Source organism: Priestia sp. YIM B13490, assembly GCF_042787735.1.
Taxonomy (GTDB): domain Bacteria; phylum Bacillota; class Bacilli; order Bacillales; family Bacillaceae_H; genus Priestia; species Priestia megaterium.
The window spans coordinates 24,440-39,148 of record NZ_JBHZOT010000006.1; the positions used below are offsets into that span (position 1 = coordinate 24,440).

Here is a 14,709-nt window from a genome sequence, read left to right on the forward strand (position 1 = left end):
TAAAATTTTATAGAAACTTTTAAGCGGAAGGAGGCGTATCAAAATGGCAGGTGGACGTAAAGGTGGACGCAACAGACGTCGTAAAGTTTGTTTCTTCACAGCAAACGGCATCACTCACATCGATTACAAAGATGTAGATATGCTTAAAAAATTCGTTTCAGAGCGTGGTAAAATTTTACCTCGTCGTGTAACTGGAACAAGCGCTAAATACCAACGTAAATTAACGATCGCTATCAAACGCGCTCGTCAAATGGCATTATTACCATATGTTTCTGGTGAATAATGAACGGTATAAAAAGAGGCAGTAAGGATTCCCTTACTGCCTCTTTTTACATTACATAGGTGCTCTTTTGTCAAATAGTTGCTTCTTATGAATTGAATCGATAAAATAAATAATAGTCTATATCAACGAGGTGAAGTTGTGAAAGGAATTCGATATATTACAGAAGGAGCAGCTCTTTTAGCGCTGTTTGTGGCGCTGTTGCTTTTTTCACTATACATACCTGTTGTGGGAACCATTTTTCAACTAGCGCTAGCTGTTCCATTTATTGTGTATACCGTTCGTCATGGGTGGAAAAAGGCAATATTATTTTTAGTAGTAGGGTTGTTATTGACTTTGTTATTTGGAAATGTGTTGACTCTTCCTTTTACATTTGTATTTGGTATTGGTGGATTAGCAATAGGAATGCTTTACCGACAAAAACAAAAAAGGTATACCATTTTACTAGGCGGCACGGTTGCGTTTAGTTTAGGTTTACTTTTATTGTTCGTAGGAGCAAACATCGTTTTTAATGTTAATCTAATGGAGCAAATAAATAATGCTTTAGATCAATCGATTAATCAAAGTATTGAAATGATGAAAAGTTTAGGACAAGACGTTAAGGAATCTCAAATTGACCAAATGAGAGATGCATTTGATATGTTTAAAAATCTGTTGCCTCTATTAATTGTTATGGGTGGAGTTATTCTGGCCTTTTTCTCTCAGCTTATTGCTACGCCTATTCTTAAAAGAACAGGTTATGAGGTGCAAGCATTCCCGCCTTTTCGTGAATTTAAACTTCCTAAAAGTATTCTATGGTATTATTTGATTGCATTAATTTTATCCTTCCCATCTTTTAATATTGAACAAGGTACATTTATGTACGTAGCTATTATCAACATCGTGATGGGACTGCAAATGCTAGTCGTGTTACAAGGGATCTCTTTTATTTTCTATTTCTCACATCAAAAAGGGTATGCCAAAGCAATTCCAATTGTTGTAACAATTTTAGCATTAATTATTCCAATTATCCTTCAAATTGTGCGCATCTTAGGTATAATTGATTTAGGGTTTAATTTAAGAAAACAATTAGACACAAAAAAGTAGATATTGTGGAACTTAAAAAAGTAGGAGCTGAAATGGATGCCTGTCTTTACAAAAAAGAACGTCATTCGCTATCCATTTTACTCATTGTATAGTATAGCTCTGATTTTAGTAGGTATCGTGACCTATCATAATTGGATCATAGGAATGATAGGCTTTATATTACTATTAGCCTGTCTTTTTCTATACATGAGAATGGAGCGAATGCTGTCCGATGAGTTTGAAACCTATATTTCAATGCTGTCTCATCGGCTGAAAAAAGTAGGCGAAGAGGCATTAATGGAAATGCCGATTGGGATTATGCTGTTTAATGATGAATATCAAATTGAATGGACGAATCCTTTTCTAGCATCTTGTCTCGGTGAAGACACACTAGTGGGAAGATCATTATACGATGTAGCCGAAAGTATTATTCCACTGATCAAACAAGAAGTGGAAACAGAAGTTGTCACGTTGCATGATCGGAAATTTAAAGTGGTGATTAAACGAGACGAGCGCTTACTGTACTTCTTTGATATTACAGAGCAAATAGAAATCGAAAAATTGTATGAAGAAGAACGAACAAGTTTAGGTATTATCTTTTTAGATAATTATGATGAACTAACGCAAGGAATGGATGATCAAGTTAAAAGTAACTTGAATAGTCAAGTAACCTCTATGTTAAATAGTTGGGCTCAAGAATACGGTATTTTTATTAAACGTACGTCTTCCGAGAAATTTATTGCGATTATGAATGAACAAATCTTAATTCATTTAGAGCGAAGTAAATTTTCTATCTTAGACCAAGTTCGTGAAGAGACGTCTAAACAAAATATACCGCTTACATTGAGCATTGGTATCGGAGCTGGTTCTGCTGATTTACCTGAGCTGGGTGCTTTAGCTCAATCTAGTTTGGATTTGGCCTTAGGTCGAGGTGGAGATCAAGTAGCGATTAAACAGCCGAATGGAAAAGTAAAATTCTTTGGGGGCAAGACAAACCCAATGGAAAAACGGACGCGCGTGCGTGCAAGGGTTATTTCTCACGCGTTAAAAGAGCTCATTACAGAGAGTGGAAAAGTGATTATCATGGGTCATAAGTATCCGGATATGGATGCTGTAGGAGCTGCTATTGGGATATTAAAAGTAGCGCAAGTCAATCAGAAAGACGGTTTTATCGTATTAGATCCTGATCATATTGATACAGGTGTTCAGCGAATGCTAGAAGAGATTAAAAAGAAAGAAGGCCTGTGGGAACGATTTATTACGCCTGAAGAAGCCTTAAATCTTGTGAGTGATGATACTCTTTTAGTAGTAGTAGATACGCATAAGCCGTCGCTCGTTATTGAAGAAAGGTTATTAAATCGTATTGAAAATGTCGTGGTCATTGATCATCATAGACGAGGAGAAGACTTTATCGAAGATCCTCTTCTTGTCTATATGGAGCCATATGCTTCCTCGACAGCAGAACTCGTTACTGAGCTTCTTGAATACCAGCCAAAACGATTTAAAATTGATATGCTAGAAGCAACAGCACTTTTAGCCGGTATTATTGTCGATACAAAAAGCTTTACATTACGCACGGGATCTCGTACGTTTGATGCAGCGTCCTTTTTACGTTCTCAAGGCGCAGATACGGTTCTTGTTCAAAAGTTTTTAAAAGAAGATATCACGCAATATGTACAGCGAGCACGCTTTATTGAACATGCAGAGATTTATACAGCAGGTATTGCCATTTCACGAGCTGAACCAAACAAAATGTATGATCAAGTGTTAATTGCGCAAGCTGCAGATACGCTGCTTTCAATCAGCGGAGTGGTTGCTTCGTTTGTTATTTCTAAGCGACGGGATAATCTAATTGGCATTAGTGCGAGATCGCTTGGAGATATCAATGTACAAGTTATTATGGAAAGTCTCCAAGGCGGAGGCCATTTAACGAATGCTGCTACTCAGCTTCAAGACATTAGTTTGGATGAAGCTGAAGAACGGCTTAAACAAGCAATTGATGAGTACTTAGATGGAGGTAAAAAATCATGAAAGTAATTTTCTTAAAAGATGTAAAAGGAAAAGGCAAAAAAGGTGAAGTGAAAAATGTTTCAGACGGTTATGCACATAACTTCTTATTAAAAAATGGTTATGCTGTTGAAGCTACAGGCGGTAATGTGAAAGTATTAGAAGCACAAAAAAATAGAGAGCAAAAAGATGCAGCTGCAGAACTTCAAGCAAACAAAGAGTTAAAAGCAACTCTTGAAGAACTAACAGTTGAATTAACAGCAAAATCTGGTGAAGGTGGCCGTTTATTCGGTTCTATCACAAGCAAACAAATTGCTGAAGAATTAAAGAAAAAGCACAAAATTAAAGTAGATAAGCGTAAAATTGAATTAAATGATGCAATTCGCGCATTAGGCTACACAAATGTACCGGTTAAATTACATCCGGAAGTAACGGCTACAGTAAAGGTACACGTGACTGAACAAAAATAAACGTAAGATTGAGAAATAAGTAAATAATATAAAGGGTTGGCGCGGACTTGTATTTGTTCGCGCCAACATTTATGATGAAAGAAAATACTGAAAGAATATAAGAGGGGCATAGAAATATGAGTGATCTTTTTGCTGATCGTCTTCCGCCTCAGAATATTGAAGCAGAGCAAGCGCTATTAGGGGCCATTTTCTTAGAGCCTTCTTCTTTAACCTTAGCATCTGAACTGCTAATACCTGAAGATTTTTACCGGGCATCGCACCAGAAAATCTTTACATGTATGCTGAAACTTTCTGACCAAGGTGAACCGGTTGATTTGGTAACGGTAACGTCTGAATTAGCTGACCAAAAAATCCTAGAAGAAGTTGGCGGCGTATCGTATTTAAGTGATTTAGCTAACTCTGTTCCAACGGCTGCAAACGTAGAGTATTACGGTAAAATCGTAGAAGAAAAGTCGATTTTACGCCGTTTAATTCGTACTGCAACGCATATTGCTTCAGAAGGATATGCAAGGGAAGACGAAGTGGAAGTTTTATTAAATGAAGCGGAAAAAAACATTTTAGAAGTAGCACAGCGTAAAAACAGCGGTGTGTTTCAAAATATCAAAGATGTACTTGTACAAACGTACGATGATATCGAAGTTCTTCACAATCGAAAAGGTGACATTACAGGTATCCCAACCGGGTTTAGTGATTTAGATAGAATGACAGCAGGGTTCCAGCGAAATGATTTAATCATTGTAGCGGCCCGACCATCGGTAGGTAAAACGGCTTTTGCCTTAAATATTGCGCAAAACGTTGCAACGAAAACGGATGAGAACGTAGCCATCTTCAGTTTAGAGATGGGTGCTCAGCAGCTTGTTATGAGGATGCTGTGTGCCGAAGGAAATATTGATGCACAAAGGCTGCGTACAGGTTCGCTTACAGCTGATGACTGGGGAAAGCTCACGATGGCAATGGGATCTTTGTCCAATGCAGGGATTTATATTGATGATACACCGGGTATTCGTGTAGGTGAAATCCGTTCTAAGTGCCGTCGCTTGAAACAAGAAGGCGGGCTTGGGATGATTTTAATTGACTACTTACAGCTCATTCAAGGAAATGGACGAAGCGGAGAAAACCGACAGCAGGAAGTATCTGAAATTTCGCGTGCGTTAAAATCTTTAGCTCGTGAATTAGAAGTTCCTGTTATCGCCTTATCACAGCTTTCCCGTGGAGTAGAGCAAAGACAAGATAAGCGGCCAATGATGTCTGATATCCGTGAATCCGGAAGTATTGAGCAGGATGCCGATATCGTAGCTTTCTTATATCGTGAAGACTATTATGAAAAAGATACAGAAAATCAAAATATTATCGAGATTATTATAGCCAAGCAGCGTAACGGTCCAGTTGGAACCGTACAGCTTGCCTTTGTAAAAGAGTACAATAAATTCGTTAATCTCGAGCGGCGCTTTGATGACGCAGGAGTGCCGCCTGGTGCATAAAACCTCTCAATATGAGAGGTTTTATTTTATTGTTATCGCATTCGTTCCGCAAAATACGATATATTTGTAATAACTTTTGTTAAATCGTTCGGATTTAATTGACTTTAGTGTGATAAATTGATACACTTATCCATGGTTAAATTATGTCGTAGTGAGCTGTTGCTTACTAAGCGGAGGTGCTTAAGATATGTCTTCAGTCGTTGTAGTAGGAACACAATGGGGAGATGAAGGAAAAGGGAAGATTACAGACTTCCTATCAGAAAATGCAGAAGTGATTGCACGTTACCAAGGTGGGAACAATGCAGGTCACACAATTAAGTTTAATGGTGAAACTTATAAGTTACATTTAATTCCTTCAGGTATTTTTTATAATGACAAAACGTGTGTAATTGGAAACGGTATGGTTGTCGATCCAAAAGCGCTTGTTCAAGAATTAAAATACTTACATGATCGCGGTGTAACAACAGAAAACTTACGTATTAGTAACCGAGCTCATGTGATTCTTCCATATCATTTAAAATTAGATGAAGTTGAAGAAGAACGTAAAGGTGAAAATAAGATTGGTACAACGAAAAAAGGTATTGGACCAGCTTATATGGATAAAGCAGCACGTGTTGGTATTCGAATTGCCGATTTACTAGACCGTGAAGTATTTGAAGCAAAATTAACACAAAACTTAGCTGAAAAGAACCGCCTTCTTGAAAAAATGTATGAAGTAGAAGGCTTTACATTAGAAGAAATTTTAGATGAGTACTATGAGTATGGTCAACAAGTTGCAAAATATGTTGTTGATACATCAGTAGTATTAAATGATGCGTTAGACGAAGGACGTCGTGTACTATTTGAAGGCGCACAAGGTGTTATGTTAGATATCGACCAAGGAACATATCCATTTGTTACATCTTCAAACCCAGTAGCGGGTGGAGTAACAATTGGTTCTGGTGTAGGTCCATCTAAAATCAAACACGTTGTAGGTGTATCAAAAGCGTATACAACTCGTGTTGGTGACGGTCCTTTCCCAACTGAATTAACAAACGAAATCGGTGATCAAATCCGTGAAGTAGGACGTGAATATGGTACAACAACTGGTCGTCCTCGCCGTGTAGGTTGGTTCGACAGTGTAGTTGTACGTCATGCTCGTCGCGTTAGCGGAATCACAGATTTATCTTTAAACTCAATTGATGTATTAACGGGAATTGAGACATTAAAGATTTGCGTAGCTTACCGTTATAAAGGGGAAGTTATGGAAGAATTCCCTGCTAGCTTAAAAACACTTGCAGAATGCGAACCTGTATATGAAGAGCTTCCAGGTTGGACAGAAGATATTACGGGTGTGAAAACATTAGATGAGTTACCTGATAACGCTCGCCACTACTTAGAGCGCGTGTCTCAATTAACAGGTATTCCTTTATCTATTTTCTCTGTAGGTCCAGATCGTACACAAACAAATGTATTACGTGGTGTATATAGCTAAATAAAAAAGGTTAGCTCCTCGTGAGCTAACCTTTTTTATTTATAATTGGTGCTTTGTTAACAAGATTTTTTAAAAAAGCTCAATAATAAAAAGAAAGTTTTAAAAAAACTATTGCATTCATATGAAATATCATGTTATTATAATAAGCGTCGCTAAGAGATATAACATGAGCCATTAGCTCAGTTGGTAGAGCATCTGACTTTTAATCAGAGGGTCGAAGGTTCGAGTCCTTCATGGCTCACTTTTGTTACAACGTGGCCCGTTGGTCAAGCGGTTAAGACACCGCCCTTTCACGGCGGTAACACGGGTTCGAATCCCGTACGGGTCATTTTAATATTTTTAATACATAGCATATAGACTGAGGTCCCGTGGTGTAGCGGTTAACATGCCTGCCTGTCACGCAGGAGATCGCGGGTTCGATTCCCGTCGGGACCGCCATTTTGGCTCGGTAGCTCAGTTGGTAGAGCAAAGGACTGAAAATCCTTGTGTCGGCGGTTCGATTCCGTCCCGAGCCATCAAAAAGCATGACTTTATTTAAAGTCATGCTTTTTTCTTTTATTTACATTTAAAAGAAAACGTTATTTGCTTTGTATCTCTTTTGTGGTAATATATTACTTTTGTATTTAGAGATGGTTGAAAATCATATATCTTCATGTATAGTAGAGGATGAACTTGTGACGTTTCAAGGGTTATCAAGTATAATAAAACTACGGTATTCAAACAGTATGAATACTATCTTTTATATTTTGCTTCAACTAATAAAGGAGAACGATGATCATGGATAAACGTATTTTAGTCGTAGATGACGAAAAGCCGATTGCAGATATTTTAAAGTTTAATTTGCAAAAAGAAGGTTACGAAGTATTTTGTGCTTATGATGGCGTAGAAGCACTTGAAAAAGTGGAAGAAGTACAGCCTGAAATGATTTTATTAGATATTATGCTTCCTCAGAAAGATGGAATGGAAGTTTGCCGAGAAGTGCGCAAAAAATATGATATGCCAATTATCATGTTAACAGCAAAAGACTCTGAAATTGACAAAGTTTTAGGTCTAGAATTAGGTGCAGATGATTATGTAACTAAGCCGTTTAGTACGCGTGAATTATTAGCACGTGTAAAAGCTAATTTACGTAGACATCAGCAGGTAGCTGTTCCAACGGAAGAAAGCGAAACGAATGAAATTACGATTGGAGCACTTGTTATTCACCCAGATGCTTATATCGTGTCTAAGCGCGGAGAAACGATTGAACTGACTCACCGTGAATTTGAGCTGCTGCATTATTTAGCGAAGCACATTGGACAAGTCATGACGCGTGAACACTTGCTTCAAACTGTATGGGGTTATGACTATTTTGGTGATGTGCGTACGGTAGATGTAACAGTTCGAAGATTACGTGAAAAAATTGAAGATAATCCAAGCCATCCAATGTGGATTGTAACAAGACGTGGAGTAGGCTATTATTTACGCAGCCCAGAGCAGGAGTAATTTTAGATGAAGAAAGTAAGGCTCCTGCAATCTATTCATTTAAAGTTTGTATTGATTTATGTGCTGCTCATTTTAATTGCGATGCAAATTATTGGGGTCTATTTTGCACGACAATTAGAAAAAGAATTAGTTAACAACTTTCGAACGTCTCTTCAAGAGCGGACAGACTTGCTGACGTATAATATTGGACAAGAAATGGTGAAAAATCGTGATGATGATTCACCCACTCTTGAGGAAGACTTAAAGACTATTTTACGAGATTTTGCTTCAAGACCCAATTTAGCTTCAAATGATATGAATGACATCTCTGAAGTAAGAGTCATTGACCAAAATAGAAGAATCATTGCTACATCGAACTCAAATCCTCAACAGATCATAGGTAAAAAGACTAATGATTTAGCGATTACAAATGCGTTGTTAGCAGGAACAAACTCTGATAATGTATTTGTTGATCAAAGCGGACAGCGAATCAGAGTTATGATACAGCCTATTCGTTTACAGGATAAAGTAGGTGCCAGTCAATCAAATTCAACTAATAAAAATGGAAAAGTTCAGTCTAGCGAAGAAATCTTAGGTGCTATTTACTTAACAGCTTCCATGGAGCCTGTTTACGATCAAATGAGTAATATCAATCAGATCTTTAAAGCAGGTACGGTGATTGCTCTTTTTATTACAGCTATTTTAGGCGTGTTTTTAGCTCAGACGATTACTCGTCCAATGTCTGAAATGAGAAAACAAGCACTTGAGATGGCCAAAGGAAATTTTACTAGAAAAGCTAAGGTATACGGGTATGATGAAATTGGTCAGCTAGCTCTCACATTCAACAACTTAACAAGAAAGCTTCAAGAAGCACAGGCAACTACAGAAGGGGAGCGCCGTAAGCTTAGTTCGGTATTAGCTCATATGACGGACGGCGTTATTGCCACGGATCGAAAGGGAAGAGTAATTTTAATTAATGATCCAGCTGCCGCTATGCTAAATGTTTCACGTGAAACGGTTTTGTCTGATCCAGTTGTTTCCCTACTAGATCTTGAAGAAACGCATACGTTTGAAAGCTTGCTCGCTAATCAAGAGTCATTAATTTTGGACTTTAGTACAAAATCGGATCCCTTTATTTTAAGAGCTACCATTTCCGCTATTCAAAAAGAGACCGGTTTTATTAACGGGATTATCATTGTCTTGCATGATATTACAGAGCAGGAGAAAATTGATCAAGATCGCCGAGAATTCGTAGCGAATGTTTCACATGAATTGCGTACGCCGTTAACAACGATGCGCAGTTATTTAGATGCGCTTGCAGAAGGAGCATGGCAAGATAAGGACTTAGCTCCAACATTTTTAAATGTAACGCAAACGGAAACAGAACGAATGATTCGTCTCGTTAACGACTTGCTTCAATTATCTAAGCTAGATAGCCAAGACTACCGATTTAGTCGTGACCCAATCAATTTTGTGAAGTTCTATCATTACATCATTGATCGCTTTGAAATGACAATTGAACAAGGCATTTCGTTCGTGCGCGACTTGCCAAATGAAGCAATCTATGTCGCTATCGATCAAGATAAAATTACACAAGTATTAGATAACATTATTTCCAATGCAATAAAATATTCACCTGAAGGCGGAACCATTACATTTTCAATTGCTCAGCATACGCATGAAATTGTTGTGAGCATTAAAGACCAAGGTATGGGAATTCCAAAATCAAATTTAGCTAAAATTTTCGAACGTTTCTATCGTGTAGATAAAGCACGAACGCGTAAATTAGGCGGAACAGGATTAGGGCTTGCTATTGCCAAGGAAATTATTGAAGCACATGATGGACGTATTTGGGCAGATAGTCAGGAAGGAAAAGGAACAACGATTTACTTTACTCTTCCGATTGAAAGTGAGAATGATGACGAATGGGAATGAGATATGAACATATCAAAACGGCCATCTTAGTTGTTCTCGTCGCTTCCAGTTTAATTATGACGTATCATATATGGACGTATCAGCCTTCTTATAAGGTCATTTCAAAAAATCAACATTTGCAGGAAGTTGAAGTGAGTTCAAAAAGTAAAATAGAAGATCATATTCTTCCAACAGAAGTTCTCTATCATCGAAACGATAATCACTACATGTCTCACGACGAAGATGATGTAAACAAATGGGTAAATGAAATGAAAAAGTGGAAATTTTCGAACGTGACGGACGTTTCGGATGCTATTTCTCCTGATGGATTTTTAAATTATGTCCATGGCAGTAATTCTATTGAAGTGCTGTATCCAGACGCGCTGCCTTTGAAAACATTTCAACAGCTTTTTTCATTTTCTCAAACGTCTTTGCCTAATCAAACATTTGACCGTGTACTCATTAAAATTAAGCGTACACCTTCATTTTTCGTGAGCGTGTATCTTGTGAATTATGAGCAAAAAAAGATTTATTCGGTTACAGTCAAGAATTTGGCCAAAGATGATATCAAAGAATTAGAAGATAAGATGAAACGTACGTATGCCCCGAGCTTTGTATATAAAGAAAACAAAAATCGGTATATCTTCCTTCCAGAAAACAATATCACGATGAATAGTGAAGTCTACTATACGAGCATGAGGCATTTAGATATTGAAAAATATAAGGAAGCGCTTTTTAACAACCCAGACTATGCACGGAAAGAAACGTCTACAAACCGAGATGTCTACACCGAAGGTACAAAAGTGATTAATGTTAATACGAAGACAGATGTGATGGAATATGTGAATCTTGTAAATTCCACGACCGAAGTAATGGAAGATTATAATTTAATAAACCGCAGCTTTAGCTTCGTTAATGACCACGGCGGCTGGACGGAATCTAATTACAGGTTCAACAGCTGGAATCGTATTACAAAAGAAATTAGCTATCGTTATTATAAAGATAACTATCCAGTGTACAGCAATCAGGGAATGACTGAAATATATCAAAGATGGGGAAATGCGGAGATTTTAAATTACCGTCGTCCTCTTTATCGTTTTGTGAGAGTACAGGATTCGAGTGTAGAAAAGCTGCAGTCATCTCAAAAGGTGATTCAATTAATTGAAAAACACCAAAACTTTGACCCGAATCTGTTAAAAGATATTTCAATAGGCTATCAGCTAGAAGAAGTCTCCCAGCAGCCAAAAACCGGTGAAAAGACGGTTGAGTTTAATTCTAACTCTGTCAAACTCGTTCCTTCTTGGTTCTATTATTATAATAGTAAGTGGTATCGAATTGCACCGCCGACCGAAGGAGGCGATAACGATGGATTGGAATAGAACAAAAACCATCTTTATTTTCACTTTCTTGATCCTTAATATTTACTTAGGCTATCAGATTTTTAAAACTCATCAAGAAGATCAGTACTCTCTATTTGTGGAGTCGAGCGTTGAAGAACAATTAACGAGTGAAGGCATTGAATATAAACATTTACCTGTAGATGTGAAGGAAGCTTCGTCGTTAAATGCTAAAAGCAAACTGTTTAAAGATGAAGATTTAAAAAAGCTTAAAGAACAAAAAGCAGCGCTGCTTGAGGAAAAAACAATTCGAAGTGTACTAGACAAACCTTTTTCAGTACCTGAAAAAAGTCCCGAAGCAAAGCTAAGTCAATTTCTAAAACGGTATGTGCTCTCGGGTAAGGATTATGAGCTATGGAATGTTAACAAAGAGAAAAAAACAGTTACATTCTTTCAACAATATAAGAAGCATAAAATCTTTGATAATGAAAATGGCATGATTATTGCTCATTTAAATGATAAAGGTGAAATTATTTCGTATGAACAAACAATGCTAGGTTCTGTGAAAACGTTAGATGATGAGCAGGATGTTTTAACGCCTTTAAAAGCATTAGAAAATTTGTTTTTGAAGGGTGAATTGAAAAAGAAAGATTCTGTAACAAAAGTAGAGTTTGGGTACTATACGTTTGATCTGCCACTACTAAATTCTCAAGTTTTAGCACCAACTTGGCACATTGTTGTAAATGGAGATACGAGTTATTTTGTAAATGCCTTTGAAGGGCAGATTATTAAAAAAGGAAATAAATAAGTATTTGGAGTGAGATAAATGAGCCTGCATTTCAGCGTGCTAGCGAGTGGGAGCACAGGAAATGCGATTTTAGTAAGTGATGGAGAACATTCCTTACTAGTTGATGCAGGGCTGAGCGGAAAACAAATGGAAGCTCTATTTCAACAAGTAAATCGCAATATCCCGGATTTATCAGGAATTTTAGTGACTCATGAACATAGTGACCATATTAAAGGACTAGGTGTTCTGGCACGTAAATATAAGCTCCCTATTTTCGCAAATGAAAAAACGTGGAACGCAATGGATGGCTTGATTGGCAACATTGATACAGAACAGAAGTTTCACTTTGAAATTGGCCAAACGAAATCGTTTGGTCAATTGGAAGTGGAGTCTTTTGGCGTTTCGCATGATGCTGCAGAGCCTATGTTTTATGTCTTTCATCAAGGATCTAAAAAATTAACCCTTATTACGGATACCGGCTATGTAAGTGACCGCATGAAAGGTACGATTAAAAATAGCGATATGTACGTATTTGAAAGCAATCATGACGTTGAAATGCTGAGAATGGGGCGATACCCTTGGAGCATTAAAAGACGAATTCTAAGCGACGTGGGACATGTATCAAATGAAGACGCGGCTCTTGCAATGGCAGATGTGATTGGAGATCAAACCAAACGCATTTACTTAGCGCATTTGAGTCAAGACAATAACATGAAGGAAATTGCCCGCATGTCGGTTGCACAAGTGTTACAACAGAAAGACATCAATGTAGAGGACAATATTCTCCTATGTGATACTGATCCAAAAAGACCAACTGATATTGTTTATGTATAGTCTCTAGAAAGGAAGCGAAAAATAACTTCATTTAGTACGTGAATGCAGACATTCACGATGATAAATGAAGGGTTCGGTGATAGTGTGGAACATTATGATGAAGGCCAAGAGCCAAATAGTCGGCCGCCTAAACGCCGCAGAGGATATTTCGCTTCTGCTCTGATTGGAGCAATTATAGGTGCACTTATTGTACTGCTTCTTATGCCAGCCTTGGTGAGGAACGGGATTTTACCAGATGGGTGGATGACGGATGAAAATAGAGATGAACAAACAGGGTCTACCATTCAAAAGTCAGTATCTCTTGACGTCACTACGGCCGTCACAAAAGCTGTTTCTGAAGTCAATGCAGCAGTTGTAGGAGTTGTAAACATTCAGAACTCTGAAAGCTTTTGGAATGATGAACGAACTGATGCCGGGACGGGCTCAGGTGTTATTTACAAAAAACAAGGCAACAAAGCTTATATTGTGACAAACTATCATGTCATTAAAGGCGCTAACGAAATTGAAGTGAGCTTCAGTAACGGTACAAGGGTATCGGCTAAAATTCTTGGCAGCGATGATTTAATGGACTTAGCAGTTCTTGAAATTGACGCAGGCCACGTGACAAAAGTGGCTACCTTCGGAAATTCTGATAAGCTTAAAGCTGGTGAACCAGTGATTGCTATCGGAAACCCGCTAGGCCTTCAATTTTCTGGCTCCGTTACACAAGGAGTTGTCTCAGGGGTTAACCGTGTCATTCCTCAAGATTTGAATGGCGATGGAAATCCTGATTGGCAATCAGAAGTTATTCAAACAGATGCCGCCATTAACCCTGGTAATAGCGGGGGTGCTCTTGTTAATATTGATGGTGAATTAATCGGTATTAATTCCATGAAAATTGCTCAAGAAGCAGTAGAAGGCATTGGTCTTGCGATTCCAATCAACATGGCTAGGCCCATTATTAATGACTTAGAACGATATGGTGAAGTCAGACGTCCGTATCTTGGAGTTAGTACACTATCATTAAGTGAGGTATCAGGGTATCATTTAAAAGAAACCCTTAAGTTACCGCATGATGTAGTAAACGGAGTCGCTGTTCTAAAAGTTGAGCCAGGTTCGCCAGCCGCTAAAGCCGGATTAAAGGAATATGATGTGATTGTTGAGTTAGATCACAGCAAAGTAAGGGACATTGCGACACTTCGCAAACACCTCTACATTGAAAAAGAAATTGGCGATAAAATGAACGTAACGTTCTATCGCGATGGCAAAAAGAAATCCACAGAAGTAAAATTAACGCGTCAAATGAAGTAAAATAAAGTTATCCACAGGGGATAAACTCCTGTGGTTTTTTAATGAAAAGAATAGAGAAAGGAAGATAAATACATGAAGATATATTGCTGTTTAGAACATACAGAACTAGCGCTGGATGTAATGGTAGATGAGATTGAGCTAGCGCCGGTTTTTGAAAAAATAGAAAATTCCACTGACAAAAAAAGCTGTGAATATTGTGAAAATGAAGCTGTATATGTAGTAGGGAACTAATATTCTTATACAAAATGTGGATATAACATGTGGATATGTGGATAATATCTGTGGATAAGAGATAAAGGAGAGGAG

General features: G+C 37.8%; 13 protein-coding genes and 4 tRNA genes. All 17 read left to right on the forward strand.

The window, feature by feature from the left end; all coding sequences use genetic code 11:
• The first annotated feature begins 43 nt into the window (after window positions 1-43).
• The 17 genes from rpsR to ACFX4R_RS18365 all read left to right on the forward strand — a co-directional run bounded on the left by rpsR (window position 44) and on the right by ACFX4R_RS18365 (window position 14,634).
• On the forward strand, window positions 44-283 hold the full coding sequence (gene rpsR, locus ACFX4R_RS18285; protein WP_013059913.1) for a 30S ribosomal protein S18: 240 nt from the start codon (window positions 44-46) through the stop codon (window positions 281-283).
• A gap of 138 nt (window positions 284-421) precedes the next feature.
• Entirely contained in the window at window positions 422-1,366 is a 945-nt protein-coding gene (locus tag ACFX4R_RS18290) for a YybS family protein (RefSeq protein WP_043977601.1), read from the forward strand.
• A 36-nt stretch (window positions 1,367-1,402) separates the two neighbouring features.
• Window positions 1,403-3,376 (forward strand): DHH family phosphoesterase, encoded by a 1,974-nt coding sequence (locus ACFX4R_RS18295; RefSeq protein WP_043977599.1) that lies wholly within the window; start codon window positions 1,403-1,405, stop codon window positions 3,374-3,376.
• Window positions 3,373-3,822, forward strand: a complete 450-nt coding sequence (gene rplI / locus ACFX4R_RS18300; protein ID WP_013059910.1) for a 50S ribosomal protein L9 — start codon at window positions 3,373-3,375, stop codon at window positions 3,820-3,822. The genes ACFX4R_RS18295 and rplI overlap by 4 nt, the downstream gene beginning before the upstream one ends.
• A gap of 116 nt (window positions 3,823-3,938) precedes the next feature.
• Window positions 3,939-5,303, forward strand: a complete 1,365-nt coding sequence (gene dnaB / locus ACFX4R_RS18305; protein WP_028409758.1) for a replicative DNA helicase — start codon at window positions 3,939-3,941, stop codon at window positions 5,301-5,303.
• A gap of 187 nt (window positions 5,304-5,490) precedes the next feature.
• A complete protein-coding gene (locus tag ACFX4R_RS18310; protein ID WP_013085553.1) occupies window positions 5,491-6,777 on the forward strand; it encodes an adenylosuccinate synthase in 1,287 nt (428 codons plus the stop codon).
• A 168-nt stretch (window positions 6,778-6,945) separates the two neighbouring features.
• Window positions 6,946-7,018, forward strand: a tRNA-Lys gene (locus ACFX4R_RS18315).
• A gap of 15 nt (window positions 7,019-7,033) precedes the next feature.
• Window positions 7,034-7,105, forward strand: a tRNA-Glu gene (locus tag ACFX4R_RS18320).
• Between the two features lie 34 nt (window positions 7,106-7,139).
• Window positions 7,140-7,215, forward strand: a tRNA-Asp gene (locus ACFX4R_RS18325).
• Window positions 7,216-7,219: 4 nt separating this feature from the next.
• Window positions 7,220-7,292, forward strand: a tRNA-Phe gene (locus tag ACFX4R_RS18330).
• 262 nt (window positions 7,293-7,554) lie between these two features.
• Window positions 7,555-8,262, forward strand: coding sequence for a response regulator YycF (yycF, locus tag ACFX4R_RS18335; protein WP_013085552.1), 708 nt, complete (start codon window positions 7,555-7,557; stop codon window positions 8,260-8,262).
• Window positions 8,263-8,268: 6 nt separating this feature from the next.
• A complete protein-coding gene (gene walK / locus ACFX4R_RS18340) occupies window positions 8,269-10,176 on the forward strand; it encodes a cell wall metabolism sensor histidine kinase WalK (RefSeq protein ID WP_013059906.1) in 1,908 nt (635 codons plus the stop codon).
• Window positions 10,167-11,534, forward strand: coding sequence for a YycH family regulatory protein (locus tag ACFX4R_RS18345; protein ID WP_028409756.1), 1,368 nt, complete (start codon window positions 10,167-10,169; stop codon window positions 11,532-11,534). The genes walK and ACFX4R_RS18345 overlap by 10 nt, the downstream gene beginning before the upstream one ends.
• Window positions 11,521-12,300, forward strand: coding sequence for a two-component system regulatory protein YycI (locus ACFX4R_RS18350; protein WP_043977594.1), 780 nt, complete (start codon window positions 11,521-11,523; stop codon window positions 12,298-12,300). The genes ACFX4R_RS18345 and ACFX4R_RS18350 overlap by 14 nt, the downstream gene beginning before the upstream one ends.
• 18 nt (window positions 12,301-12,318) lie before the next feature.
• Entirely contained in the window at window positions 12,319-13,113 is a 795-nt protein-coding gene (locus ACFX4R_RS18355; protein WP_014457688.1) for an MBL fold metallo-hydrolase, read from the forward strand.
• Between the two features lie 57 nt (window positions 13,114-13,170).
• Window positions 13,171-14,403: a S1C family serine protease gene (locus ACFX4R_RS18360; protein ID WP_043977633.1), complete on the forward strand. Its 1,233-nt coding sequence runs from the start codon at window positions 13,171-13,173 to the stop codon at window positions 14,401-14,403.
• A 72-nt stretch (window positions 14,404-14,475) separates the two neighbouring features.
• Entirely contained in the window at window positions 14,476-14,634 is a 159-nt protein-coding gene (locus tag ACFX4R_RS18365) for a CxxH/CxxC protein (protein ID WP_063611556.1), read from the forward strand.
• Window positions 14,635-14,709: the final 75 nt, after the last annotated feature.

Bases quoted from the DNA above. Each gene is read 5' to 3' on its own strand.
- rpsR (WP_013059913.1), top strand. From the start codon at position 44: ATGGCAGGTGGACGTAAAGGTGGACGCAACAGACGTCGTAAAGTTTGT.
- ACFX4R_RS18295 (WP_043977599.1), top strand. From the start codon at position 1,403: ATGCCTGTCTTTACAAAAAAGAACGTCATTCGCTATCCATTTTACTCA.
- rplI (WP_013059910.1), top strand. From the start codon at position 3,373: ATGAAAGTAATTTTCTTAAAAGATGTAAAAGGAAAAGGCAAAAAAGGT.
- dnaB (WP_028409758.1), top strand. From the start codon at position 3,939: ATGAGTGATCTTTTTGCTGATCGTCTTCCGCCTCAGAATATTGAAGCA.
- ACFX4R_RS18310 (WP_013085553.1), top strand. From the start codon at position 5,491: ATGTCTTCAGTCGTTGTAGTAGGAACACAATGGGGAGATGAAGGAAAA.
- yycF (WP_013085552.1), top strand. From the start codon at position 7,555: ATGGATAAACGTATTTTAGTCGTAGATGACGAAAAGCCGATTGCAGAT.
- walK (WP_013059906.1), top strand. From the start codon at position 8,269: ATGAAGAAAGTAAGGCTCCTGCAATCTATTCATTTAAAGTTTGTATTG.
- ACFX4R_RS18345 (WP_028409756.1), top strand. From the start codon at position 10,167: ATGGGAATGAGATATGAACATATCAAAACGGCCATCTTAGTTGTTCTC.
- ACFX4R_RS18350 (WP_043977594.1), top strand. From the start codon at position 11,521: ATGGATTGGAATAGAACAAAAACCATCTTTATTTTCACTTTCTTGATC.
- ACFX4R_RS18355 (WP_014457688.1), top strand. From the start codon at position 12,319: ATGAGCCTGCATTTCAGCGTGCTAGCGAGTGGGAGCACAGGAAATGCG.
- ACFX4R_RS18360 (WP_043977633.1), top strand. From the start codon at position 13,171: ATGATAAATGAAGGGTTCGGTGATAGTGTGGAACATTATGATGAAGGC.
- ACFX4R_RS18365 (WP_063611556.1), top strand. From the start codon at position 14,476: ATGAAGATATATTGCTGTTTAGAACATACAGAACTAGCGCTGGATGTA.